We start from the raw sequence: 25,116 nt of genomic DNA, 5'->3' as shown, positions 1-25,116 counted from the left end.
CGTGCCGCTCAGTTGCCCGTCAGCTCCGCCACCAGCTCGTCGGCGGCCGCGTACGGATCGAGGCCGCCCGCCGTGATCCGCTCCGCGAGCGCGTCCAGGCGCCGGTCGCCGCGCAGGTCCCCGATCCGCTCGCGCAGGGCCGTGACCGCGATGGTCTCGACCTCGCGCGAGGCCCGGGCCCTGCGGCGCTCCGCCAGGACCCCGTGCTCCTCCATCCAGGCGCGGTGCTTCTCCAGGGCCTCCACGACCTCGTCGACGCCCTCGCCGCGCGCCGCGACCGTCTTCACGATCGGCGGCCGCCAGTCGCCCGGCCCGCGCGCCTCCCCGAGGCCGAGCATGTGGTTGAGCTCCCGGGCGGTGGCGTCCGCGCCGTCCCGGTCGGCCTTGTTCACCACGTACACGTCGCCGATCTCCAGGATGCCCGCCTTCGCGGCCTGGATCCCGTCGCCCATGCCCGGCGCGAGCAGGACCACCGAGGTGTCGGCCTGGGAGGCGATCTCGACCTCCGACTGCCCGACGCCGACGGTCTCCACGAGGATCACCTCGCAGCCGGCCGCGTCCAGGACGCGGATGGCCTGCGGGGCGGACCAGGCGAGGCCGCCCAGGTGCCCCCGGGTGGCCATGGAGCGGATGTAGACGCCCGGGTCGGAGGCGTGGTCCGACATCCGGACCCGGTCGCCGAGCAGCGCTCCCCCGCTGAACGGGGAGGACGGGTCGACGGCCAGGACGCCGACCCGCTTCCCCGCCCGGCGGTACGCGGAGACGAGCGCGGACGTCGAGGTGGACTTGCCGACCCCGGGAGAACCGGTCAGGCCCACCACGTACGCGCCGCCGGTGAGCGGCGCGAGCGCCGCCATCACCTCACGGAGCTGCGGGGACGCCCCCTCCACCAGCGAGATGAGCCGGGCCACGGCCCGGGGCCTGCCCTCGCGCGCCTGGGCGACGAGTGCGGGGACGTCCACCATGTGCAGAGCTCCTTGCCTGGGTGCTTACTTGCCGGCCACGCGAACGATCAGGGCGTCGCCCTGGCCGCCGCCGCCGCACAGGGCCGCCGCGCCGACGCCGCCGCCGCGCCGCTTGAGCTCCAGGGCGAGGTGGAGCACGACCCGGGCGCCGGACATGCCGATGGGATGGCCGAGGGCGATGGCGCCGCCGTTGACGTTCACCTTGTCGGAGGTGACGCCGAGGTCCTTCATCGACTGGACGAGGACCGCGGCGAAGGCCTCGTTGATCTCGATCAGGTCGAGGTCGTCGACGGTCAGGCCCTCCTTCTTCAGGGCGTGCAGGATGGCGTTGGCCGGCTGCGACTGGAGGGAGTTGTCCGGACCGGCCACGTTGCCGTGGGCGCCGATCTCGGCGATCCACTCCAGGCCCAGCTGCTCGGCCTTGGCCTTGCTCATCACGACGACGGCGGCGGCGCCGTCGGAGATCTGCGAGGAGGTGCCGGCGGTGATCGTGCCGTCCTTGGCGAAGGCGGGACGGAGCTTGCCGAGGGTCTCGGTGGTGGTCTCGGGGCGGACGCCCTCGTCCTTGGCGAAGATCACCGGGTCGCCCTTGCGCTGCGGGATCTCGACCGGGGTGATCTCGGCCTCGAAGAGGCCGTTCTTCTGGGCGGCGGCGGCGCGCTGGTGCGACAGGGCGCCGATCTCGTCCTGGGCGGGGCGCTCGATGCCCAGTCGGGTGTTGTGCCGCTCGGTGGACTCGCCCATGGCCACCGCCTCGAAGGAGTCGGTGAGGCCGTCGTGCGCCATGGAGTCGAGCATCTCGATCGCGCCGTACTTGAAGCCCTCGCGGGACTTCGGGAGCAGGTGCGGGGCGTTGGTCATCGACTCCTGGCCGCCGGCGACGACCACGTCGAACTCGCCGGCGCGGATGAGCTGGTCGGCGAGGGCGATGGCGTCGAGCCCGGAGAGGCACACCTTGTTGATGGTGAGGGCCGGGACGTTCATCGGGATGCCGGCCTTGACGGCGGCCTGGCGGGCGGGGATCTGACCGGCGCCGGCCTGCAGCACCTGGCCCATGATCACGTACTGCACCTGGTCGCCGCCGATGCCGGCCCGGTCGAGGGCGGCCTTGATGGCGAAGCCGCCGAGGTCGGCGCCCGAGAAGGACTTGAGCGAACCGAGCAGGCGACCCATGGGCGTACGGGCGCCCGCGACGATCACTGAGGTGGTACCGGTCGTTCCAGACATGAGGCACGGCCCCTAGGGATGAGAAGTGAACGAGGGTTTACCGCCAATGTACTGAGGGGTCCGGCGCGCGGTCATCGGCGCGACGGTGTGACGGCGCGCACGTTGCGTAACCGCCCCTTCGGGGATGCACTGGACCCATGCTGACGCGAATCGACCACATCGGGATCGCCTGTCTCAACCTCGACGCGACCGTCGAGTTCTACCGCGCGACCTACGGCTTCGAGGTCTTCCACACCGAGGTCAACGAGGAGCAGGGCGTCCGCGAGGCCATGCTCAGGATCAACGGGACCTCGGACGGCGGCGCCTCCTACCTCCAGCTCCTGGAGCCGACCCGGGAGGACTCGGCGGTGGGCAAGTGGCTCGCCAAGAACGGCGAGGGCGTGCACCACATCGCCTTCGGCACCGCCGACGTCGACGGGGACGCCGAGGCCATCCGCGGCAAGGGCGTGCGGGTCCTCTACGACGAGCCGCGGACCGGCTCCATGGGCTCCCGGATCACCTTCCTGCACCCCAAGGACTGCCACGGCGTCCTCACCGAACTGGTCACCTCGGCGAAGCCGTCGGCTGACCACTCCTCAGCGGAGCACTGACCTCCGGATTCCCGGCCCGGTAGAGTGGGCGGCTCCGGGCCGGGGCCGGTCGGGGCCGCTCCGCGTGGCACCCAAGTCGGGATGTCGGGGTCGTCCGATCTGCCACGATTCCCCGGGGGCCCGTCCCCGGCCGAGGGGGCGGCGCTCGTTGAGTGTCGCGACCAGGGTTGGGGTCTTCCCTGCTCGAACGCGTTGAGAGCTCGGGGAAGGATGGGACCGCGCAGTGCGGGGCTACGAACGCCAGGAGAGCCACCGAGCTGAAGACGACCATCTCGCCCGGTTCGAAGCCGAGATGGACCGGCTGAAGACCGAGCGGGAGAAGGCCGTCCAGCACGCCGAGGACCTCGGCTACCAGGTCGAGGTCTTGCGCGCCAAGCTCCACGAGGCGCGCCGCACCATCGCGTCCCGGCCCGCGTACGACAGCGCCGACATCGGCTACCAGGCCGAGCAGATGCTGCGGAACGCGCAGGCGCAGGCCGAGCAGCTCCGCCAGGACGCCGAGCGCGAGCTGCGCGAGGCCCGCGCCCAGACCCAGCGCATCCTCCAGGAGCACGCCGAGCACCAGGCCCGGCTCCAGGCCGAGCTGCACAACGAGGCCGTCCAGCGCCGTCAGCAGCTGGACCAGGAGCTGAACGAGCGCCGCCAGACCGTCGAGGCGCACGTCAACGAGAACGTCGCCTGGGCCGAGCAGCTGCGCGCCCGCACGGAGTCCCAGGCCCGCCGGCTGCTGGAGGAGTCCCGCGCGGAGGCCGAGCAGGCCCTCGCCACCGCCCGCGCCGAGGCCACCCGGCTCGCCGAGGAGACCAGCCGCCGCGTCGGCGCCGACGCCGAGGCCGCCCGCGCCGAGGCCGAGGCGATTCTGCTGCGCGCCCGCAAGGACGCCGAGCGGCTCCTCGCCAACGCCGCGGGCCAGGCCCAGGAGGCCACCAGCCACGCCGAGCAGCTCCGCTCCTCCACCGCGGCCGAGACCGACCAGGCCCGCCGCCAGGCCACCGAGCTGTCCCGCGCCGCCGAGCAGCGGATGCAGGAGGCCGAGGAGAGGCTGCGGACCGCCCGCGCCGAGGCCGAGAAGGCGCTCACCGAGGCCAAGGAGGCCGCCGCCCGGCAGCTCTCCTCCGCCGAGTCGGTCAACGAGCAGCGCACCCGTACGGCCAAGGCGGAGATCGCCCGGCTCGTCGGCGAGGCCACCAAGGAGGCCGAGACCCTCAAGTCCGAGGCCGAGGAGAAGCTGCGCGAGGCGACCGCCGAGGCGGAGAAGCTGGTCGCGGAGGCCTCCGACAAGGCCCGCACGGCCGCCGCCGAGGACTCCGCCGCCGCGCTCGCCAAGGCCGCCCGCAGCGCCGAGGAGATCCTCACCAAGGCGTCCGAGGACGCCCGGGAGACCACCCGCAAGGCCGCCGAGGAGGCCGAGCGGGTCCGCCGGGAGGCCGAGACGGAGGCCGACCGGCTGCGCGCCCAGGCCGAGGAGCAGGCGGACGAGCTGCTCGGTTCGGCGAAGGACGACACCAAGGAGTACCGCGCCAAGACCGTCGAGCTCCAGGAGGAGGCGCGGCGGCTGCGCGGCGAGGCCGAGCAGCTGCGCGGCGAGGCCATCGACGAGGGCGAGCGGATCCGCGGCGAGGCGCGCCGCGAGGCCCTCCAGCAGATCGAGGAGGCGGCCGGGACCGCCGAGGAGCTGCTGTCCAAGGCCCGCACGGACGCCGAGGAACTGCGGACGAAGGCCGGCGCGGAGAGTGAGCGGGTCAAGTCCGAGGCCATGGAGCGCGCCCAGACGCTCCGGGCCCAGGCCGAGGAGACCCTGGAGCGCACCCGCGCCGAGGCCGAGCGGCTGCGCGCCGAGGCCGAGGAGCAGGCCGAGTCGGTCCGGACCGCGGCCGAGACGGCGGCGGCCGGGCTGCGCGCGGACGCCGAGCGGGCCGCCGGGGCCCGGCGCGCGGAGGCCGCCGAGGAGCTGGCCCGGCTGCACGCCGAGGCCGGGGCGAAGGTCGCGGCCGCCGGGGAGGAGCTCACCGACGCGCGCGCCGAGGGCGAGCGGATCCGGCGCGAGGCCGCCGAGGAGACGGAGCGGCTGCGGACCGAGGCCGCCGAGCGCATCCGCGTCCTGCGGGAGCAGGCCGAGCAGGAGGCCGAGCGGCTGCGGGTCGAGGCGGCGGCGGACGCGGGCGCCGCGCGCGCCGAGGCCGAGGCCGCGGCCGTACGGCTGCGCACGGAGGCGTCCGACGAGGCCGAGCGGCTGCGCACGGAGGCCCAGGAGACCGCCGACCGGGTGCGGGCGGAGGCCGCGGCCGCCGCCGAGCGGGTGGCCGCCGAGGCCGCCGAGGCGCTGTCCGCCGCGCAGGAGGAGGCCGTACGGCGCCGCCGGGAGGCCGAGGAGATCCTGGAGTCGGCGCGTTCCGAGGCCGGCCGGGAGCGCGAGCTGGCCCGTGAGCAGTCCGAGGAGCTGCTCGCCGCGGCCCGCAAGCGGGTCGAGGACGCCCAGACCGAGGCGCAGCGGCTGGTCGAGGAGGCGGACGCGCGGGCGACCGAGATGGTCGCGGCGGCCGAGCAGACCGCCCAGGAGGTGCGGGACTCGGTGGCCGGTCTGCGCGAGCAGGCCGAGGAGGAGATCGCCGGGCTGCGGTCGGCGGCCGAGCACGCCGCCGAGCGGACGCGCACCGAGGCGCGGGAGGAGGCGGACCGGGTCCGCGCCGACGCGTACGAGGAGCGGGAGCGGGCGGCCGAGGACGCGGCCAGCGTCCGGGCGCGCGCCCGGGAGGAGTCCGAGGCCGCGAAGGCGCTGGCCGAGCGGACGGTCACGGACGCGCTCGCCGAGTCGGAGAAGCTGCGGGCGGACACCGCCGAGTACGCGCAGCGGGTGCGGACCGAGGTGACGGACTCGCTCGCCTCCGCCGAGCAGGACGCGGCCCGTACGCGGGCGGACGCCCGGGACGACGCGAACCGGATCCGTTCGGAGGCCGCGGAGCGGGCCGAGACGGTGGTCGGCGAGGCGCGGGCCGAGGCGGACCGGCTCACCGCCGAGGCGGTCGAGCTGATGGAGACCACCGAGCAGGACGCCCTGCGCATCCGCGCCGAGGCCGAGCGGGTCAAGGCGGACGGCGAGGCGCACGCCGAGGCGCTGCGGGCCGCCGCGCTCGCGGACGGCGAGCAGGTCCTCGACGAGGCCCGCAAGGCCGCCGACAAGCGGCGCGCCGACGCGGCCGAGCAGGCCGACGCCCTGATCGCCGAGGCCACGGGCGAGGCCGAGCGCCTCACCCGCGAGGCCGCCGAGCTGGCCGAGCGGGTCACCGCGGAGGCGACGGCCGGGGCCGAGCGGCTCACCGCCGAGGCGGTCGAGCTGATGGAGACCACCGAGCAGGACGCCCTGCGCATCCGCGCCGAGGCCGAGCAGGTCAGGGCCGACGGCGAGGCGCACGCCCAGGCGTTGCGGGCCGCCGCGCTCGCGGACGGCGAGCAGGTCCTCGACGAGGCCCGCAAGGCCGCCGACAAGCGGCGCAGCGACGCGGCCGAGCAGGCCGACGCCCTGATCGCCGAGGCGACGAGCGAGGCCGAGCGCCTCACCCGCGAGGCCGCCGAGCTGGCCGAGTCGGTCGTGGCGGAGGCGCGCGCCGAGGCGGAGGCGACGACGGGTTCCGCGCGGCGGGACGCCGAGGAGGTCCGCGCCGGGTCGGAGCGCCTGAAGGCGGACGCCGAGGAGGCGGCCGAGCGGATGCGCGCGGAGGCCCGCGAGGAGGCGGACCGGGTCCTCGACGAGGCGCGGGAGGCCGGGGCCAAGAAGCGTTCGGACGCGGCCGAGCAGGCGGACCAGCTCATCAACAAGGCCCGGGAGGAGGCGCTGCGCGCCACCGCGGAGGCCGAGTCGCAGGCGGACCTGATGGTCGGCGCGGCCCGCAAGGAGGCCGAGCGGATCGTCGCCGAGGCGACCGTCGAGGGCAACTCGCTGGTGGAGAAGGCCCGTACGGACGCGGACGAGCTCCTGGTCGGGGCGCGCAGCGACGCGACGGCCATAAGGGAGCGGGCCGAGGAGCTGCGGGGCCGGATCGAGGGCGAGATCGAGGAGCTGCACGACCGGGCGCGGCGCGAGACGGCCGAGCAGATGAAGACGGCCGGCGAGCGGGTCGACAAGCTGGTGAAGGCGGCGACGGAGCAGCGCGCCGAGGCCGAGGAGAAGGCGAAGGAGCTGGTCTCCGAGGCGAGTTCGGAGGCGAGCAAGGTCCGGATCGCGGCGGTGCGGAAGGCCGACGGGCTCCTCAAGGAGGCCGGGCAGAAGAAGGCGTCGCTCGTCGCGGAGGCGGAGGCCATCAAGGCGGAGGCCCAGCGGATCAGGGCCGAGGCGGAGGCCGAGGCGGCGGCGACGATCGCGGAGGGCAAGCGCGAGCTGGAGGTGCTGGTGCGCCGGCGCAAGGACATCAACGCCGAGATCTCCCGTGTCCAGGACGTGCTGGAGGCGTTGGAGTCCTTCGAGGCGCCCGGCGGCGCGAAGTCCTCCGGGGCGGTCGGCGCCAGAGCGGGGGCCTCGGCGGGTTCCACCCGTACGAGTGGCAAGTCCCAGGACGGCTAGCCACTCAAAAGGCTGGACATTCTCCAGACCAAACAGGCATACGCTCGATGACACGCCGCTTCGGCCCCTAGGATTCCCTCTAACACCTCACCGGTCTCATTCGACAGGAACCCCATGAGCGACACTTCCTCCCCCTTCGGCTTCGAGCTCGTGCGGCGCGGTTACGACCGCGGTCAGGTGGACGACCGCATTACCAAGCTCGTGGCCGACCGCGACAGTGCTCTTTCGCGCATCACCTCTTTGGAGAAGCGCATCGAGGAGCTCCACCTCGAAACGCAGAACGCCCAGGCACAGGTCACCGACGCCGAGCCGTCGTACGCGGGGCTCGGCGCCCGGGTCGAGAAGATCCTCCGGCTCGCCGAGGAGGAGGCGAAGGACCTGCGCGAGGAGGCCCGTCGCGCCGCCGAGCAGCACCGCGAGCTGGCCGAGTCGGCCGCCCAGCAGGTGCGCAACGACGCGGAGACGTTCGCGTCCGACCGCAAGGCCAAGGCCGAGGACGAGGGTGTCCGGATCGTCGAGAAGGCGCAGGGCGAGGCCAACTCGCTGCGCGCCGAGGCGCAGAAGGACGCGCAGTCGAAGCGCGAGGAGGCGGACGCCCTCTTCGAGGAGACCCGCGCCAAGGCCGCCCAGGCCGCCGCGGACTTCGAGACCAACCTGGCGAAGCGCCGCGAGCAGTCGGAGCGGGACCTGGCCTCGCGCCAGGCGAAGGCCGAGAAGCGCCTGGCCGAGATCGAGCACCGGGCCGAGCAGCTCCGCCTGGAGGCCGAGAAGCTGCGCACGGACGCGGAGCGCCGGGCCCGCCAGACGGTGGAGACCGCGCAGCGCCAGGCCGAGGACATCGTGGCCGACGCGAACGCCAAGGCCGACCGCATCCGCAGCGAATCGGAGCGCGAGCTGGCGGCCCTGACCAACCGCCGGGACTCCATCAACGCCCAGCTGACCAACGTCCGCGAGATGCTGGCGACGCTGACCGGTGCCGCGGTGGCGGCGGCCGGCTCCCCGATCGACGACGAGCGCCAGACCGGCGTCCCCGCCCAGCAGACCCGCTGACGGCACGTCGGACAACGACTCGGCAACGGCTCGCGAACCCTCCGTCATTCCGGTGGCGGAGGGTTTTGCGCGCCCGTAGGTTGTACGCATGATCGAGCTTGAGGGCCTGACCAAGCGCTACGGGACGAAGACCGCGGTCGACCACCTCTCCTTCCAGGTACGCCCCGGCATGGTGACCGGCTTCCTCGGGCCGAACGGGGCGGGCAAGTCGACGACGATGCGGATGATGCTGGACCTGGACAACCCGACGAGCGGGACGGTCCGGATCGACGGGAAGCACTACCGGGAGCTGCACGAGCCGCTGAAGCACATCGGGGCGCTGCTCGACGCCAAGGCGATGCACGGCGGCCGTTCCGCGTACAACAACCTGCTGTGCCTGGCGGAGTCGAACCGCATCCCGCGGGCGCGGGTGGACGAGGTGCTCGGCCTGGTGGGTCTGACGCCGGTCGCGAAGAAGAAGTCGAAGGGCTTCTCCCTCGGCATGGGGCAGCGGCTCGGCATCGCCTCGGCGCTCCTCGGTGATCCCGAGATCCTGATGTTCGACGAACCCGTCAATGGTCTGGACCCCGAGGGAATTCACTGGATCCGCAATCTCATGAAGGCGTTGGCGGCCGAAGGCCGGACGATCTTCGTTTCCAGCCATCTGATGAGTGAAATGGCGCTGACGGCCGATCACCTGATCGTGATCGGCCAGGGAAAACTGCTGGCCGACACGTCGATGGCGGATTTCATCCAGCAGAATTCCCGGAGTTATGCGCGGCTGCGTTCGCCGCAGCAGGAGCGGCTGCGGGACGTGCTGCACGCCGACGGCTTCGTCGTGGTCGAGGCGGGCGGCGGCGTCCTGGAGGTGGACGGGGCGACGACCGAGAAGCTGGGCGAGCTGGCGGCCGAGAACGGCATCGTGCTGCACGAGCTGAGTGCCCAGCGCGCCTCCCTCGAAGAGGCCTTCATGCAGATGACGGCGGGCGCGGTCGAGTACCACGCGCACGGCACCGATGTACACGGCGGCGCGCCGGCGCCCGGCCCCCAGTGGGGCACGACCACCAAGGGAGCCTGAACGATGGCAGCGGCATCCGCGGTCCTCCAGTCCGAGTGGACCAAGATCCGGACGGTGTCGTCGACCGTCTGGACGCTGGCGAGCGCCTTCCTCGTCACGGTGGCGATGGGCGCGGGGGTGAGCGCCCTGGTGAGCTCCACCTTCGACGATCTGAACGAGGCGGAGCGGCTCACCTTCGACCCGACCCTGATCAGCTTCTCCGGGATGGTCCTCGGCCAGCTGGCGATGGTGGTCTTCGGCGTCCTGGTGGTGGGGACCGAGTACTCCTCGGGCATGATCCGCACCTCGCTGGCGGCCGTGCCGCAGCGCGCGACCTTCCTCTTCTCGAAGATCGCGGTGGCGGGCGGGCTCGCCCTCCTGGTGGGCCTCGCCACCAGCTTCCTGACCTTCTTCCTCGGGCAGGCGCTGCTCGGCGGGCGCGGTGCCTCGATCGGTGACGAGAACGTGCTGCGCGCGGTGGTCGGCGCCGGGCTCTACATGGGTCTGATCGCCCTGTTCTCCATGGGCGTGGCGACGATGCTGCGCTCGTCGATGCTGTCGCTCGGCATCCTGATGCCGTTCCTCCTCCTGGTCTCGAACATCCTCGCGGCGGTGCCGAAGGCCAAGGAGGTGGCGCGTTACTTCCCGGACCAGGCGGGCGCGAAGATCATGCAGGTCGTGCCGGACGCCATGAACACGCAGGAGGCTCCGTACGGCCCGTGGGGCGGGCTCGGGATCATGGTGCTGTGGGTGGCGGCGGCGCTGGCCGGCGGCTATCTGGTGCTGAAGCAGCGGGACGCCTGACCCTTTCTGTTTGGCCGGAACCGTCAACGGCTCGATAAGCTCCTAGCTCATACGGGGGGCTCCGGCCGACGGACGCCGCGCCCCGGCACGGATGCGACCGACCTGTCGATGGGGCTGCAGAATGATCGAGGCAGTCGGCCTGACGAAGCGCTACGGCGCCAAGACGGCCGTGTACGACCTTTCCTTCCGGGTGAGGCCCGGCGTGGTGACCGGCTTCCTGGGGCCCAACGGCTCCGGGAAGTCGACGACGATGCGGATGATCCTGGGGCTCGACCAGCCCTCGGCGGGCCACGTGACGATCGGCGGGCACCCCTTCCGGCAGCTTCCGAACGCGCCCCGGCAGGTGGGCGCGCTCCTCGACGCCAAGGCCGTGCACGGCGGCCGGAGCGCCCGCAGCCACCTCCTCTCGCTCGCCCAGCTCGCCGGCATCCCGGCGCAGCGGGTCGACGAGGTCCTCGGCGTGGTCGGCCTCCAGGACGTGGCCAAGCGGCGCTCGAAGGGCTTCTCGCTCGGCATGGGCCAGCGGCTCGGCATCGCGGCGGCGCTCCTCGGCGACCCGCAGGTGCTGCTCTTCGACGAGCCGGTCAACGGTCTGGACCCCGAGGGCATCCTCTGGGTGCGGAACCTGATGAAGAAGCTGGCCGCCGAGGGCCGGACGGTCTTCGTCTCCAGCCACCTCATGAGCGAGATGGCGCTGACGGCGGACCACCTGATCGTGATCGGCCGGGGACAGCTCCTCGCGGACATGAGCGTCAAGGAGTTCATCTCGGCGAACTCCGCCGACTTCGCCCGGGTGCGGACGCCGGGGACCGACCCGGCGCAGCGGGAGAAGCTGACGGCGGTCCTGACGGAGGCCGGCGGCCAGGTCCTCTCCGAGCCGGACGGGGCGCTGCGGGTGACCGGCCTGCCCCTGCCGCGGATCAGCGACCTGGCGCACGGCGCGGACGTGCGGCTCTGGGAGCTGTCCCCGCACCAGGCGTCCCTGGAGGAGGCGTACATGCGCCTGACGCAGGGCGCAGTGGACTACCGCTCCACCGACGACCGGCTCGCCCACCTCCAGCCGCCGCTCCAGCCCGGGCAGCCGGGGTACGGGACGCCGCCGCAGCCGGTGGTCCAGGACGTGCCGCAGCAGGGCTGGTACGCCCCGCCGCCGCCCGGGCAGAACCCGTACGCCACGGCGCCGGCCCCCGGCCACGCTCCCGCGCCGGCCCCGTACGCCCCTCCGGCCGCTCCCCGGCCGGGCGACACCACCGAGGACGCCCGATGACCGCCCCCGCCCACCCGCAGCACGTGCCGGCGCCGCACGCCTACGTCTCCCCCATCCCGGTCCGCCGGGCGAACCTCGGGGACGCCCTCGCCTCCGAGTGGACGAAGATCCGCTCGGTGCGTTCGACGGTGTGGACGCTCGGCGTCATGATCCTGCTGATGGTGGTCATCGGCCTGGGCGTGGCGGCCATCGCCTCGGCCTCCGAGGCGCCCATGGGCGACGAGACGGCGCTCGCCTTCGGCTTCTTCGGGATGCTGCCGGCGTCGATCTGCGTGATCACGCTCGGGGTGCTCACGATCGCCTCGGAGTACGGCACGGGCATGATCCGCACGACGCTGACGGCCTGCCCGAGCCGGGCCCGGGTGCTCACGGCGAAGGCGATCGTCTTCTTCCTGCTGGTCTTCGCGGTCACCACGGCGGTGGCGACGCTGGTCGCGGTGGCGCAGGTCGGCCTGGTGGACGGGGCGGAGCCGACGGGCGGCGAGTGGCTGCGCGCGACGGTCGGCGCGGGCGCCTACCTGGCCGCGCTCGGTCTGCTGTCGCTGGCGGTCGGCACGGTCATCCGGCACTCGGCGGGCGCGATCACGGTGATGATCGGCCTGCTGCTCCTGCCGCTGGTGGCGGCCCTCTTCATGTTCTCCGAGGCGCTGAAGTCGGTGCAGGAGTGGCTGTTCACGTACGCGATCCCCTCGCAGATGATCGCCCTCTACAGCTCGCGGCCGCCGTTCGGCGAGGACGGTCCGGCCGGCTGGGAGCCGCTGCTGATCATGGGGGGCACGGCGGCGGTGGCGCTCGCCGGCGCCTACGCCCTGCTGAACAGCCGGGACGTGTAGGCGGACCGGTGCCCGGCACCCCGGCGGGTACCTGGGGGGTGTCTTGTCGGTCGGGCCGGATCGGGCACCGGACGCCGCGGGCCCGGCACGATCGGCGGGACGCCCCTAGTACCTCGGCGCGTTGCGGGACCGCTGCACCCGGCTGGTGCGGCGGTCCTTCGCGTTCCAGCAGGCCTTGTGCCAGTGGCGCCGGTCGTCCACTCCCCCGTACTCCGGCCAGGCGACCACGTGCGGGGCGCCGGGCGGGATCTCCTGGTCGCAGCCGGGGCAGCGGTAGCGCTTGCCGGGCGCGCTGGCCCCGGCGACGAGGCGGACGTACCACTCCTCGCCCTGCCAGCTCTCGGTGCGCTGCGCCCCGCCGTACCGGTCGCCGTGGTCGCCCTGCGGCTCGGACTGGTCGCGGCCTCGGGCGCGGTTGTGACGCGGGGACACGGGCACACCTCACGGGATCGGGGAACACGGACGGTTCCCTCCAGCCTACGGGCCGCCACGCGGTGCCCCGGGCCCGGTGGCCGGGCCCTGCCGAAAATCGCAAGAACTTCATGAAGGGCCGTTGCCTTTGGCACGTGTCAGGCGTTGTTGCCAGTGCGAGGGGGAGATTCGCGTCGGCCGCAAGGAGGCACAAGGCGATGCGCGTGGGTACGTTCGTTCTGGCCGCCCAGTTCCCGGGCCAGGGACAGGGAGAGGCGCTGCACCGCGCGGTGCGGACCGCCGAGGTCGCCGAGGAGGCGGGGCTCGACTCCGTCTGGCTGGCCGAGCACCACTTCGTGCCGTACGGGGTGTGTCCCTCGGCCGTGACGCTGGCGGCGCTGCTCCTCGGCCGCACCCGGCGGCTGCGGGTCGGCACGGCGGTGAGCGTGCTGCCGACCGTCCACCCGGTCGCCCTGGGGGAGCAGGCGGCGCTGCTGCACCTCACCTCGGGCGGCAGGTTCACCCTCGGGGTGGGCCGGGGCGGGCCGTGGGTCGACCTGGAGGTGTTCGGCGCGGGCCTGGAGGCGTACGAGCAGGGGTTCCCCGAATCGCTCGACCTGCTGCTTCGCTGGCTGACCGAGCCGCGCGTCGGCGCCGGAGGGGAGCGGTTCTCCTTCCGGGAGGTGCCGGTGGTGCCCCGGCCGGACGAGCTGATCGGCGGGACGGCGGCCCCGGAGGTGGTGGTGGCGTGCACCTCGCCGAAGAGCGTGCGGCTGGCCGCCGAGCGCGGGCTCCCGATGCTGCTCGGGATGCACTGCGGCGACGAGGACAAGGCCGAGATGGTCGCGGCCTGGACGCGCTGGTCGCGGGAGTCCGGGCGGGACCCGGACGAGACCGCGCGGATCGGCTCCCACCACGTGTCGGCGGGGGTGGCCCAGCTCGCGGACCGGCGCGAGGACGCGACCGAGGCGCTGGTGAAGGCGATGCCCGGCTGGCTGAGGCAGGGGCTCGACGCGCACGTGACCGTGGACGGCCGGCACCGGTCGATGCGGGACCCCGTGGCGTACACGGAGCTGTTGTGCGGACTGCACCCGGTGGGCACGCCCCGGCTCGCGGCGGACCGGCTCGCGGCGACGGCGGAGCGCACGGGCATCACGCGCTTCGCCCTGCTCGCGGAGGGCTCGGGCGACCTCGCGGCGACCGAGGAGAACGTCCGGCGCCTCGGCGCGGAGGTCCTGCCGCTCCTGGGATGAGGCGACGGGGCCGGGTGAGGGGCGGCGGGCCTCCCGGTGCGGGGCCGTGCGGTCCCGTCCTCCCGGTGACCGTGCTGCCGCTCCGGCATCCCTTCGCGCCGGTGCGCGTCGACACGCGCCGGCCCCCTTCTCCCGCGACGGGGAGCGGCAGCACCATGGCTCAGCAGTCGCGCAGTTCCGGGGACTGGTTGAGCAGCTGCCCCCTGATCGACGTGAAGCGGGCGAGCCGGTCGTCCACCGCCGGGTCCAGCGGGAAGACCGCCACCCGGTGGCAGTTCTGGAAGGCGAGACGCACCCCGAAGTGCCGCTGCAGGGCGCCACGGATGGCGTCGCTCGCGAGTGCGCGCAGCAGCTGACCACGTGCCTGCTCATTCGGCGGCGGCGTCTGGTTGTCGGCGAACTCTCCGCCGTCGACCTTCAGCTGGGCCACCAGAGAACTGATCATCTCCCATGCGTAGGGCAGGGAGGTCCGGACGCAGTCGACGAAGTCGGCTTCGTCGACCTCGCCTCGCTCGGCCTGTTCCAACAGGGCCGGTGAGACGTCGAGCGACATGGGTTCTCCTCTCGCGACCCCGCGGACGGGGTCTTGCGGGCAGGGCGAAGGCCGGGCCGTGCGCCACGCAGCGTGCACGGACGACGACCTCCAGCTTCCACGGTAAGCGCGCAGTCCTGACCGCACCAGAAGATGGGGAACACAACCGGCTGATAACCGACGGGTGTTCGGCTCATGAAGATCCCCCGGCGAAGCCGGGGTGACGCCCGAATCGCGCGGGAGAGCGCCCGTCTTGTAGCGTTGCCGACCATGCGTCTCGTCATTGCCCGCTGTTCCGTCGACTACGCGGGCCGGCTCACCGCCCACCTGCCCTCCGCGCCCCGTCTGATCCTGGTCAAGGCAGACGGCAGCGTCTCCGTCCACGCGGACGACCGGGCGTACAAACCGCTCAACTGGATGTCCCCGCCGTGCACTCTGAAGGAGGGCACCGACGCCGAGGCGGGCGTCTGGACCGTGATCAACAAAGCGGGCGAGAAACTGATCATCACGATGGAGGAGATCCTCCACGACTCCTCGCACGAGCTGGGCGTGGACCCGGGCCTCATCAAGGACGGTGTGGAGGCGCACCTCCAGGAGCTGCTCGCCGACCGCATCGAGACCCTCGGCTCGGGGTACTCCCTGATCCGCCGCGAGTACCCGACCGCGATCGGCCCCGTGGACATCCTGTGCCGGGACTCGGACGGCGCGACGGTCGCGGTGGAGATCAAGCGGCGCGGCGAGATCGACGGCGTCGAGCAGCTCACCCGCTACCTGGAGCTGCTCAACCGCGACCCGCACCTGGCCCCGGTCAGGGGCGTCTTCGCGGCCCAGGAGATCAAGCCGCAGGCACGGGTCCTCGCGACGGACCGCGGGATCGGCTGCGTGGTCCTCGACTACGACGCCCTGCGCGGCATCGAGGACGACAAGCTGCGCCTTTTCTAGGAGCGGTGCGGACGGTACGGGAACGGCCCCGGGCGCGTGGACACGCGCCCGGGGCCGTTCCCGTTCTTCCGTGCGGACGGGGTCAGGCGGGGGTCTCCGTGGTGGTGGAGCCGGCGGGGGCGGGCGCGCTGCTGAGGGAGGCGGAGGCGGAGTTGCTGGGGCTGCCTTCGCCGTCGGGCGGGCTCGTCGTCCCCGTCGGCTCCGGTTCGGTGGTCGGCGGGGTCTCGGGCGGCGTCGTCGGAGGGGTCGTCGGCGGCGTCGGCGTCGAGGAGCTCGGCTTCGGGGACGTCGGCGGGCGGGACGTGCTCGGCCCCGACGTCGGGGAGGTGGGCCGCGTCGTCTCCGTCGGGGACGTCGGCGTCGGCGGGCCGTCCGAGGACGAGGGCGGGCCGCCGGTGGCGCCGGGACTCGTGGAGGAGGACGGCGAGGCGCTGCCGGAGCCGGAGGGGCTCGGGGCGCCGGAGGCGGAGGGCTCGCGCGTCTCCCCCGGTTCGGCGTCCTCGGAGGCCTCGTCGGTCCCGGTCTCCCCGTCGGGGGCGTCCTGGGTCGCGGTGCTGTCGGAGGTGACGCGCTGCGGGGCCGGGTCCTCGCCGTTGCCGGAGGTGGCGCCGAGGGTGACGACGGTGCCGAGGACGGCGACGAGGAGCGCGCCCGCGCCGACCGCGACGAGGTTGCGGCGGGCGCCGTCGAGGATGCCGCTCCCGAGGCCGGGGCGGCCGGCGCCCTCGGCGGGGACGGGGACGGGGCTCGTGGCGGGCTCCGGGCCCTTGCCGGTGAAGCCGGAGAAGCCGGAGAAGGCGGGGGCCGGGGGCCTTACGTGCCCGCCGGGCAGCGGGGTCGTGGCCGGTTCCGGGGCGGGGCGGGCCGGGCGGGCGGCCGGGGTGCCGCGCGGCGGGGAGACGGGCTCCTCGGCGCGGGGGGCGGCCGGGGCGGTGTGCTCCCGGGAGAGGTCGGCGACGAGGGCGAGCGCCCGGCGGCCGGCGACGGTGCCGCGCTTGTCGGCGAGCACGCCGCGCATGCCGATGGAGGCCTCCAGCTCGGCGCGGGCCCGCTCCAGGTTGCCCGCGCAGATCGCGAGGACGCCGAGCTCGTGGTGGAAGTAGGCCTCCTCCGCGACGTCCCCGGTCAGCCGGGCGGCCTCCTGGCCGGCGCGCAGGGCCCGCTCCCAGGCGCCCCAGTGCAGTCCGGCGGCGAAGGCGGGGGCGGCGGCGCGGGCGAGGAGGACGGCGGTGGCCCGCTGCTCGGCGGCGGCTTCGGCGTCGGCGCCGTTGCCGGGGAGGAGGGCGGTGAGCGCGGCGAGCAGGGCGTCGGACTCGGCGGCGGCCCGCTCGGGGGTGACGGAGGGGTGGGCGGCCCACCAGGCGTAGTGCTGGGCGGCGGTGTGGGCGCGGTCGGCGGCCCCGGGCTCGTACCCCTGGGCGAGGAGCTGGGTGAGGACCCCGGCGGCGAGCCGGTAGCGGGGGCCGGCCGGGGAGAGCAGGCCGCAGGCCACGAGCTCGCCGAGGGCGGCGTCGGCGTGGGTGTCGCCGACCAGGGCCGGCAGGTGGGCCTGGTGCGGCACCTCGCCGCCGAGGGCCACGGTGAAGCGCAGGGCGGTCTGGGCGGAACGGCTGAGCCGGGAGGCGAGGAGGGCGGCGGGGGCGGCGCCCTCGCCGAGGCTGGGCAGGGGTATCTCGCGCAGTTCGACGTCGGGGTCGTCGACGCCGTCGAAGGCGGCGGCCGCGGCCTTCGCCGCCGCTTCGGGGTCGGTGGGCCCGAAGGCCTCTTCGAGGGCGCCGAAGGCGTCGAACTCGGCGGGGGTGACGCGCAGCCGGTCGCGCTGGCGGAGCAGGGCGCCGGCCTGGACGAAGCGGAGGGGCAGGCCCTCGGACTCGAACCACAGGTCGCCCGCCCAGTTGGCCTCCTCGTCGGTGAGGGTGCGGCCGACGGCGCTCTCCAGGAGCTTCAGGGCGGCGGCGCGGCCGAGGCCGGCGAGGAGGACCTCCTCCAGGTGGGCGCCGGCCGAGGGCGCGGGGGTGTCCGGGGACGCGGCGAGGAGGAAGGCGCACTCGGGGGCGGCGGCGAGGAGCTCGTCGAGGGCGGCGCCGCCGAACTCCAGGTCGTCGACGACGACCACGGCGCCGACGTCGCGGAGCAGGTCGAGGAGGGCGGGCCGGTCGGGGCGGTGGCCGGGGGCGTGCCGGACGGCGTCGAAGAGCTCGTGGAGGAGTTCGCCGGCGGTGCGGTGGCGGCCGGAGAGGCGGACGACGCCGTCGGGGGCGAGGTCGGCGCAGTCGGCGGCGACCGCGTCGAGGAGGGCGGTGCGCCCGGAGCCGGGGACGCCGAGCAGCCGGGCGGAGCGGCCCCGGCCGAGGATCGCGGCGAGCCGCTCGCGCTCCTCCTGGCGTTCGAGGAGCGGCAGGGCGGGTGCCGCCGGGCCGGCCGGTGCGGGCGGGGCGGCGGCGCGGGCGGCCTCGGCGCGCTCCTCGGGGGTGCGGGGGCGGGGCGCTTCCGGCGCCCGTCCGGGCGGGCATGGCTCGATCTCGCTGCCGTCGACGGGGTTGACGGTGAGGAGGAGCTCCCCGGAGACGAGCCGGACGACACGGGCACGCGCGGGCGCGGGCACCGGTGCGGGCGCAGGCGCGGGTGCCGGCACGCCACGGCCCTGGCGGGCCTCCTCGCCCTCGGTGTCGTGACCGTACTCCTCCGACCCAGGGTTGATCGGGTCCATGGTCCTAGCCCCCAAGAAGCGGTGTGCGGGCCCGCCGGATGGGTCGCGTCCTCGTCGGACGGCCGAATGTGCGGACGGCCGAAACCCTAGACCGTGCCGGGACGCCCGGGAACAGCCGGGGTGCTCCCGAGACCAAGACGTCACGGTCTTGTGAGGATCGGGCGTGACGCCCGGTGCGCGTCGCGGGTCCGCTCCGGACCGGCCCGCGGGGCGGGACTCAGACCCGGGGCAGGGACTCCAGGGCGAGGCCGCCCTCGATGGCGAGGATGCGGTGCAGCCGGGTGGCGACGAGGAGGCGCTGCATCTGGGGCGGCACCCCGCGCAGGACCAGGCGCCGGCCGCAGCGGCCGGCCCGCCGGTGGGCGCCCATGATGACGCCGAGACCGGTGGCGTCCCAGGAGTCGAGCCCTGTCAGGTCGAGCACCAGGTCGCCGACTCCGTCGTCGACGGCCGAGTGCAGGACCGTACGGGCGTCCGCCGCGCTGCGGACGTCGAGGCGGCCCCCGACGACCAGCTCGACGTGGTCGCCCCTGATGTGCATATGCGCTCCCCGAGAGTGCTCCGTCTTCGCAACAACTGACTGCCGCACCGGCAGAAGCGTTGCGCCTTGTCAGCGATCCGCTACTGAAATTCACCCCACGGAGTGAGGGCGGGGTGGTGGGCCGGGGTCCGTACTCGTTCGGTGGGTGCGGAGGCCCCGGTCCGCTCAGTACGTTCGGCTCAGTACGTGTAGTAGCCCTGCCCGCTCTTGCGGCCGATGTCACCCGCGTCCACCATCCGGCGCATCACCTCCGGCGGAGCAAACTTCTCGTCCTGGGACTCGGTGTAGATGTTGTTGGCCGCGTTCACCAGGATGTCGATGCCGGTGAGGTCGGCGGTGGCGAGCGGGCCCATGGCGTGGCCGAAGCCGAGCCTGCAGGCGATGTCGATGTCCTCGGCGGTGGCGACGCCCGACTCCTGGAGCTTGGCGGCCTCGACGACGAGGGCGGCGATGAGCCGGGTGGTGACGAAGCCGGCGACGTCGCGGTTGACGACGATGCAGGTCTTGCCGACGGACTCGGCGAACTCGCGGGCGGCGGCGAGGGTGGCGTCGCCGGTCTTGTAGCCACGGACGAGCTCGCAGAGCTGCATCATCGGGACCGGGGAGAAGAAGTGGGTGCCGACGACGGCCTCGGGGCGTCCGGTCACCGCGGCGATCTTGGTGATCGGGATCGCGGAGGTGTTGGAGGCGAGGACGGCGCCGTCCTTGGCGACCTTGTCGAGCGAGCGGAAGATCTCGTGCTTGACGTCGAGGTTCTCGAAGACGGCCTCGACGATCACGTCGGCGTCCGCGACGGCCTCCAGCTCGGTGGTGGCGGTGATCCGGCCGAGCGCGGCCTCCGCGTCGGCGGCGTCCAGCTTCCCCTTGGCGACGAAGCGGTCGTACGACGCCTTGATGCCGTCGGTGCCGCGGGTCAGGGCGGCGTCGGTGACGTCACGCAGGACGACGTCCCAGCCCGCCTGGGCCGAGACCTGCGCGATGCCGGACCCCATGAGTCCGGCCCCGATGACGGCGAGCTTCCTGGCCACGATGTTCCACCCCTCCACGCCTGTTCACTTCTGGCTCTCCGGCGGAGATTAGCGGTCCGGAGGCGCCATGTGACCGCTAAGTAATGCGCGTCACGCCCTCTTTGACGGACGTCACACTCACGACAGGCCGCACGGGGTTCCGCTCGTGGACGGACGGCCTCCGCCGTGACGGTCGGCACACGCGCGTCACGGGGCGCGGGCGGCTGACTACGCTGGCGCCATGGTCAATCTGACGCGCATCTACACCCGTACCGGCGACAAGGGCACCACCGCCCTGGGCGACATGAGCCGGACCGCCAAGACGGATCTACGGATCTCGGCCTACGCCGACGCCAACGAGGCGAACGCCGTGATCGGTACGGCGATCGCCCTCGGACAGCTCGACGAGGAGGTCGTGAAGGTCCTCGTCCGCGTCCAGAACGACCTCTTCGACGTCGGCGCGGACCTCTCCACCCCGGTCGTGCGGAACCCGGAGTACCCGCCGCTGCGGGTCGAGCAGGCGTACGTGGACAAGCTGGAGGCCGACTGCGACCGCTTCCTGGAGGAGCTGGAGAAGCTGCGCTCCTTCATCCTGCCGGGCGGCACGCCCGGGGCGGCGCTGCTGCACCAGGCGTGCACGGTGGTCCGGCGGGCGGAGCGCTCCACCTGGGCGGCCCTGGAGGTGCACGGCGAGACGATGAACGCCCTGACCGCCACGTACCTCAACCGGCTATCGGATCTGCTCTTCATCCTCGCCCGCACGGCCAACCGGGAGGTCGGGGACGTCCTGTGGGTGCCGGGCGGGGACCGCTGAGACCCGTCCGGGGGTCTTTTCCAGGGTCTTCCCCGGGTCGTTCGCCGGGGCCTTCTTCGGCCAGATCGCGTAGCTGAGCGCGATCAGGCCGTGGATGCCGGCCGCCCGCCAGGCGACGAGGATCCAGTCGCGCAGGCCGTCGGTGTTCCCGTCGCCGCCGACGTACCAGGTCGCCAGGAGCAGCAGGCCCGAGGCGACGGCGGCGGCGGTCACCGTGCCGAGCCAGATCGCGCCCTCGTGGCGGGCGCGGGCCGTGCCGTACCGCGGGGGCTTCGGGGGCGGCGGGGCGCCGCCGAAGCGGTGGGCGGCGTGGCCGTCGAGCCACTTCACGGTGCGGTGGCCGTGGCCGACGGTGTAGCCGATGTAGAGCGCGGCGATGCCGTGCCGCCAGTTCGGGTCGGCGCCGTTCTTGAGGTCGATCGCGGTGACGACGAGGAGCAGGACCTCCAGGAGGGGTTCGCAGAGCAGCAGGGCCAGACCCGTCCGGGGCATCTTCAGCAGGTAGCGGGTGGCGAGGCCGGCGGCCAGCAGGACCCAGAAGCCGACCTCGCAGACGACGATCAGCGTGACGATCACGAGGGTTCCCCTTTCGGTTCCCCCTCAGCGTCCCGCCGGTCCGGGCCGGTTTCGTCGTCGCGGGTGACGAATCCCGTCTACATCCTTCGGCGGAGGGCCGGATCGGCCCGGACGAGGAGGTTCCCGCACGCGGGGGCGTGTTGGATGGGTACGTGACGCCCCGCCGCCCCGTGACGCTCCCCCGCCCGGGCAGACTCCCCCGCCCGCACCGCTTCGACCTGCTCATGGGCTTCCTCGGGTTCTCCTGCGGACTGCTCCTGTGGTCCTACGGGCTCTACACGACGGGCGACCGCCTCTTCGACCAGCGGTGGGCGGCGCTGGTCCCGCTCGCGGCGATGGCATCGGCGGAGACGGTGCGCCGGACGATGCCGCGGACGGCGATCGTCGCCGGCACGCTCGCGCTCGTCGGCGACCAGCTCACCAACGGGAACCTGGTCACCGTCCTGATGTTCACGGACGTGGTCTACGCGGCCGTCGTGTACGGGAACCCCGCCGCCGCTCGCCGGGTCCCCTACACGACCGGGCTGGTCACGGTCGCGGTGACGGTCGGCTTCCTCGTCTGGTGGCAGAACGCGATCGCCCTGCTCGTCGGGGTGCTCACGGGCATGGTCTCCTTCATGCCGGCGATGACCGGCGCCGTCGTGCGCAACCACCGGGAGGCGGCGGACGCCGCCCGGCTGCGGGCCGAACAGACGGCGCTGCTCGCCGAGATGGACCGCACGCAGGCCGTGGTCGCCGAGCGGGCGCGGATGGCGCGCGAGCTGCACGACATGGTGGCGAACCACCTCTCGGCGATCGCGATCCACTCCACGGCGGCGCTCTCGCTCGACGACCCGGGCACCACCCGGCAGGCCCTCACCGTGATCCGGGAGAACAGCGTGGCGGGCCTGTCGGAGATGCGGCGGCTCATCGGCATCCTCCGGGACGGCAGCGGGGACACCGAGCCGGCCGCCGCCCCCACCCTCGCCGGTCTGGACGCCCTGGTCGGCCAGGCACGGGCGAACGCCCGGCCGAGCGGCCTCGTCCTGGTCCTGGAGGACACCCGGGAGGACGCGGCGGGACTGCCCGCGCCGGTGGAGCTGGCGGCGTACCGGATCGTGCAGGAGTCGCTGACGAACGCGCTGAAGCACGCGGCGCCCGGCGAGGTCCGGGTGGTCCTCGCCCGGGAGCCGGGCGCGCTCACGGTCGAGGTGACCAGTCCGTTCGGGGAGCGCCCGGGGCCGACGGCGCCCGGCTCGGGGGCGGGTCTGGTGGGGATGCGGGAGCGGACGGCGCTGCTGGGCGGGGCCTTCGGGGCGGGGCCGGTGACGGACGGCGGGGGAAGGAGACTGTGGCGGGTGCGGGCGGAGCTGCCCGTGGACGCGAGCGACGAGGAGCGGGCATGACGGTGCGGGTGGTGGTCGCCGAGGACCAGAGCGCGGTGCGGGCGGGTCTGGTGCTGATCCTGGGGAGCGCGCCGGACGTCGAGGTGGTCGGGGAGGCGGCCGACGGGGAGCGGGCGGTGGAGCTGGCCCGCGAACTGCGCCCGGACCTGGTCCTGATGGACGTGCAGATGCCCCGGATGGACGGGGTGACGGCGACCGGGATCGTGGTGTCGGAGGGGCTCGCGGACGTGCTCGTGCTGACCACCTTCGACCTGGACGCGTACGTCTTCGGGGCGCTGCGGGCGGGCGCCGCGGGTTTCCTGCTGAAGAACGCGGAGGCCCGGGAGCTGATCGAGGCGGTGCGGACGGTGGCGCGCGGCGAGGGGCTGATCGCCCCGGCGGTGACGCGGCGGCTCATCGCGGAGTTCGCCGCGTCCGGGCGGCCGTCCGCGCCGGGGGGAGGAACGGACCCCGCCGTCCTGGACGCGCTGACGCCCCGGGAGCGGGAGGTCCTCTCGGCGCTCGGCCGGGGCCTGTCGAACGCGGAGATCGCGGTGCGGCTCGACATGGCGGAGGCGACGGTGAAGACGCACGTCAGCAAGGTGCTGGGGAAGCTGGCGCTGCGGAGCAGGGTCCAAGCGGCGGTGCTCGCACAGGAGTTGGGGGTGTAGGGGGCGCGTCGACTTTGGTCTGGACCTCTTGACGATTGGTCCAGACCTTCCTACGCTCGCTGGGCGCGCGCATCTCCACGGACCACCCCCACCCCGTCCGCAACTTGAGGAGCACCGTTGAGCACTCAAGCACCGACGCGCAGAGCAGGGTTCAGACGTCGGGCCGCTGCCGGTCTGACCGCCCTCGTCCTGCCGCTGGCCGCCATGGTCGGCCTCGCCTCCCCCGCCGAAGCGGCCACCTCCGCCACGGCCACCTACACCAAGACCCAGGACTGGGGCTCCGGCTTCGGCGGCAACTGGACCGTCAAGAACACCGGAACCACCACCCTGACCTCGTGGACCGTCGAGTGGGACTACCCCACCGGCACCGCGGTCACCTCCGCCTGGGACGCCACCGTCACCAGCTCCGGCACCCACTGGACCGCCAAGAACGTCGGCTGGAACGGCACCCTCGCCCCCGGCGCCTCCGTCTCCTTCGGCTACAACGGCACCGGCTCCGGCGCGCCCAGCGGCTGTAAGATCAACGGCGCTCCGTGCGACGGCTCCACCCAGCCGGGCGACAACCCGCCCTCCGCCCCCGGCACCCCGGTCGCCTCGAACGTCACCGACACCTCGGTCAAGCTCACCTGGACCGCGGCCACCGACGACAAGGGCGTCAAGAACTACGACGTGCTGCGCGGCGGCACGAAGGTCACCACGACCACGGGCCTCACCTACACCGACACGGGCCTGACCGCCGGCACCGACTACAGCTACACGGTCGTCGCCCGCGACACCATCGACCAGACCGGCCCCGCCGCCGGCCCGGTCCAGGTCCGCACCACCGGGGGCCCGGACATCCCGCCGCCGCCGAACGCGGTCAAGCTGGGCTACTTCACCAACTGGGGCGTCTACGGGCGCAACTACCACGTGAAGAACATCGTGACCTCGGGCTCCGCGTCCAAGATCACCCACATCAACTACGCCTTCGGCAACGTCCAGGGCGGCAAGTGCACCATCGGCGACTCCTACGCCGACTACGACAAGGCGTACACCGCCGACCAGTCGGTCGACGGCGTCGCCGACACCTGGGACCAGCCGCTGCGCGGCAACTTCAACCAGCTCCGCAAGCTGAAGAAGGCGTACCCGAACATCAAGGTCCTGTGGTCCTTCGGCGGCTGGACCTGGTCCGGCGGCTTCGGCCAGGCCGTGCAGAACCCGACCGCCTTCGCCCAGTCCTGCTACGACCTGGTCGAGGACCCGCGCTGGGCCGACGTCTTCGACGGCATCGACCTGGACTGGGAGTACCCCAACGCCTGCGGCCTCACCTGCGACACCAGCGGCCCGGCCTCCTTCAAGAACATGATGCAGGCCATGCGCGCCAAGTTCGGCGCCAACAACCTGGTGACGGCGGCCGTCACGGCCGACGGTTCCGCCGGCGGCAAGATCGACGCCGCCGACTACGGCGGCGCCGCCCCGTACTACGACTGGCTCAACGTCATGACGTACGACTTCTTCGGCGCCTGGGACGCCAAGGGCCCGACCGCCCCGCACTCCCCGCTCACCTCGTACTCCGGCATCCCGCAGGCGGGCTTCAACTCCGCCGACGCGATCGCCAAGTTCAAGGCGAAGGGCGTCCCGGCCTCCAAGCTGCTGCTCGGCATCGGCTTCTACGGCCGAGGCTGGACCGGCGTCACCCAGTCCGCCCCCGGCGGCACGGCGACGGGTGCGGCGCCCGGCACGTACGAGGCGGGCATCGAGGACTACAAGGTCCTCAAGAACACCTGCCCGTCCACCGGCACGATCGCCGGTACCGCGTACGCCCACTGCGGCACCAACTGGTGGAGCTACGACACCCCGGCCACGGTCACGTCCAAGATGGGCTGGGCCAAGTCCCAGGGCCTGGGCGGTGCCTTCTTCTGGGAGTTCAGCGGTGACACCACCAACGGCGAGCTGGTCGGCGCGATCAACAGCGGCCTGAGCTAG

The 25,116-nt window shown here is 73.6% G+C and carries 21 protein-coding genes; 13 read left to right on the top strand and 8 right to left on the bottom strand.

Going from position 1 to position 25,116, the window contains the following annotated elements:
• Positions 1-8: 8 nt before the first annotated feature.
• Together meaB and ACIQKA_RS14345 are read right to left on the bottom strand one after the other, a co-directional pair.
• On the bottom strand, positions 9-965 hold the full coding sequence (gene meaB, locus ACIQKA_RS14350) for a methylmalonyl Co-A mutase-associated GTPase MeaB (protein WP_383152182.1): 957 nt from the start codon (positions 963-965) through the stop codon (positions 9-11).
• Between the two features lie 24 nt (positions 966-989).
• Positions 990-2,192, bottom strand: coding sequence for an acetyl-CoA C-acetyltransferase (locus ACIQKA_RS14345; protein ID WP_402541062.1), 1,203 nt, complete (start codon positions 2,190-2,192; stop codon positions 990-992).
• A 137-nt stretch (positions 2,193-2,329) separates the two neighbouring features.
• Here ACIQKA_RS14345 and mce point away from each other — a divergent pair, with 137 nt between their 5' ends.
• From mce to ACIQKA_RS14310, 7 genes are all read left to right on the top strand, one after another.
• On the top strand, positions 2,330-2,782 hold the full coding sequence (gene mce / locus ACIQKA_RS14340; RefSeq protein WP_383152184.1) for a methylmalonyl-CoA epimerase: 453 nt from the start codon (positions 2,330-2,332) through the stop codon (positions 2,780-2,782).
• Between the two features lie 223 nt (positions 2,783-3,005).
• Entirely contained in the window at positions 3,006-7,340 is a 4,335-nt protein-coding gene (gene scy, locus ACIQKA_RS14335) for a polarized growth protein Scy (protein WP_402541060.1), read from the top strand.
• A 114-nt stretch (positions 7,341-7,454) separates the two neighbouring features.
• Positions 7,455-8,390, top strand: coding sequence for a cellulose-binding protein (locus ACIQKA_RS14330; RefSeq protein ID WP_383152186.1), 936 nt, complete (start codon positions 7,455-7,457; stop codon positions 8,388-8,390).
• An 88-nt stretch (positions 8,391-8,478) separates the two neighbouring features.
• Positions 8,479-9,447, top strand: a complete 969-nt coding sequence (locus tag ACIQKA_RS14325) for an ABC transporter ATP-binding protein (RefSeq protein WP_383152187.1) — start codon at positions 8,479-8,481, stop codon at positions 9,445-9,447.
• Positions 9,448-9,450: 3 nt separating this feature from the next.
• Complete coding sequence (locus tag ACIQKA_RS14320) at positions 9,451-10,230, top strand: ABC transporter permease (protein ID WP_383152188.1); 780 nt, start codon at positions 9,451-9,453, stop codon at positions 10,228-10,230.
• 121 nt (positions 10,231-10,351) lie between these two features.
• Positions 10,352-11,497 carry an ATP-binding cassette domain-containing protein gene (locus ACIQKA_RS14315; RefSeq protein ID WP_386367626.1) on the top strand — a complete coding sequence of 382 codons (1,146 nt, stop codon included), beginning with the start codon at positions 10,352-10,354 and terminating at the stop codon, positions 11,495-11,497.
• Positions 11,494-12,330 (top strand): ABC transporter permease subunit, encoded by an 837-nt coding sequence (locus tag ACIQKA_RS14310; RefSeq protein ID WP_383152190.1) that lies wholly within the window; start codon positions 11,494-11,496, stop codon positions 12,328-12,330. Before ACIQKA_RS14315 ends, ACIQKA_RS14310 begins: the two co-directional genes overlap by 4 nt.
• Positions 12,331-12,435: 105 nt before the next feature.
• Here ACIQKA_RS14310 and ACIQKA_RS14305 read toward each other — a convergent pair whose 3' ends face one another.
• Positions 12,436-12,762 (bottom strand): ATP/GTP-binding protein, encoded by a 327-nt coding sequence (locus ACIQKA_RS14305; protein ID WP_125668317.1) that lies wholly within the window; start codon positions 12,760-12,762, stop codon positions 12,436-12,438.
• A 197-nt stretch (positions 12,763-12,959) separates the two neighbouring features.
• Here ACIQKA_RS14305 and ACIQKA_RS14300 point away from each other — a divergent pair, with 197 nt between their 5' ends.
• Complete coding sequence (locus tag ACIQKA_RS14300; RefSeq protein WP_383152191.1) at positions 12,960-13,994, top strand: LLM class flavin-dependent oxidoreductase; 1,035 nt, start codon at positions 12,960-12,962, stop codon at positions 13,992-13,994.
• Positions 13,995-14,154: 160 nt separating this feature from the next.
• Here the strand turns inward: ACIQKA_RS14300 and ACIQKA_RS14295 are convergent, their stop codons facing one another.
• On the bottom strand, positions 14,155-14,547 hold the full coding sequence (locus ACIQKA_RS14295) for an SCO5389 family protein (protein WP_030218823.1): 393 nt from the start codon (positions 14,545-14,547) through the stop codon (positions 14,155-14,157).
• A gap of 249 nt (positions 14,548-14,796) precedes the next feature.
• Here ACIQKA_RS14295 and nucS point away from each other — a divergent pair, with 249 nt between their 5' ends.
• Positions 14,797-15,468 carry an endonuclease NucS gene (gene nucS / locus ACIQKA_RS14290; protein WP_383152192.1) on the top strand — a complete coding sequence of 224 codons (672 nt, stop codon included), beginning with the start codon at positions 14,797-14,799 and terminating at the stop codon, positions 15,466-15,468.
• An 82-nt stretch (positions 15,469-15,550) separates the two neighbouring features.
• Here nucS and ACIQKA_RS14285 read toward each other — a convergent pair whose 3' ends face one another.
• The 3 genes from ACIQKA_RS14285 to ACIQKA_RS14275 form a co-directional block, all read right to left on the bottom strand.
• Positions 15,551-18,178 (bottom strand): ATP-binding protein, encoded by a 2,628-nt coding sequence (locus tag ACIQKA_RS14285; RefSeq protein ID WP_402541055.1) that lies wholly within the window; start codon positions 18,176-18,178, stop codon positions 15,551-15,553.
• A 217-nt stretch (positions 18,179-18,395) separates the two neighbouring features.
• Positions 18,396-18,719, bottom strand: a complete 324-nt coding sequence (locus ACIQKA_RS14280) for an STAS domain-containing protein (RefSeq protein WP_030210572.1) — start codon at positions 18,717-18,719, stop codon at positions 18,396-18,398.
• Positions 18,720-18,898: 179 nt separating this feature from the next.
• Positions 18,899-19,747, bottom strand: a complete 849-nt coding sequence (locus tag ACIQKA_RS14275; RefSeq protein ID WP_383152250.1) for a 3-hydroxyacyl-CoA dehydrogenase family protein — start codon at positions 19,745-19,747, stop codon at positions 18,899-18,901.
• 220 nt (positions 19,748-19,967) lie between these two features.
• Between ACIQKA_RS14275 and ACIQKA_RS14270 the strand changes: the two genes are divergently transcribed.
• Positions 19,968-20,540, top strand: a complete 573-nt coding sequence (locus ACIQKA_RS14270) for a cob(I)yrinic acid a,c-diamide adenosyltransferase (RefSeq protein ID WP_383152194.1) — start codon at positions 19,968-19,970, stop codon at positions 20,538-20,540.
• On the opposite strand, the gene ACIQKA_RS14265 is transcribed toward ACIQKA_RS14270, so the two are convergent.
• Positions 20,457-21,116 (bottom strand): hypothetical protein, encoded by a 660-nt coding sequence (locus tag ACIQKA_RS14265; RefSeq protein ID WP_390107382.1) that lies wholly within the window; start codon positions 21,114-21,116, stop codon positions 20,457-20,459. The two genes, ACIQKA_RS14270 and ACIQKA_RS14265, sit on opposite strands and share 84 nt — an antisense overlap.
• Positions 21,117-21,340: 224 nt before the next feature.
• Between ACIQKA_RS14265 and ACIQKA_RS14260 the strand changes: the two genes are divergently transcribed.
• The 3 genes from ACIQKA_RS14260 to ACIQKA_RS14250 all read left to right on the top strand — a co-directional run bounded on the left by ACIQKA_RS14260 (position 21,341) and on the right by ACIQKA_RS14250 (position 25,116).
• Positions 21,341-22,501, top strand: coding sequence for a sensor histidine kinase (locus ACIQKA_RS14260; RefSeq protein WP_402541270.1), 1,161 nt, complete (start codon positions 21,341-21,343; stop codon positions 22,499-22,501).
• Positions 22,498-23,151, top strand: coding sequence for a response regulator (locus tag ACIQKA_RS14255; protein ID WP_383152196.1), 654 nt, complete (start codon positions 22,498-22,500; stop codon positions 23,149-23,151). The genes ACIQKA_RS14260 and ACIQKA_RS14255 overlap by 4 nt, the downstream gene beginning before the upstream one ends.
• A gap of 117 nt (positions 23,152-23,268) precedes the next feature.
• Positions 23,269-25,116: a glycosyl hydrolase family 18 protein gene (locus ACIQKA_RS14250; RefSeq protein ID WP_383152197.1), complete on the top strand. Its 1,848-nt coding sequence runs from the start codon at positions 23,269-23,271 to the stop codon at positions 25,114-25,116.

Origin of the sequence: Streptomyces sp. NPDC092045 (genome assembly GCF_044756005.1) — a bacterium.
In the GTDB taxonomy this organism is placed as follows: domain Bacteria; phylum Actinomycetota; class Actinomycetes; order Streptomycetales; family Streptomycetaceae; genus Streptomyces.
The sequence above is the reverse complement of the archived record's forward strand: the minus strand, read 5'-3'. Positions and strand labels throughout refer to the sequence as shown.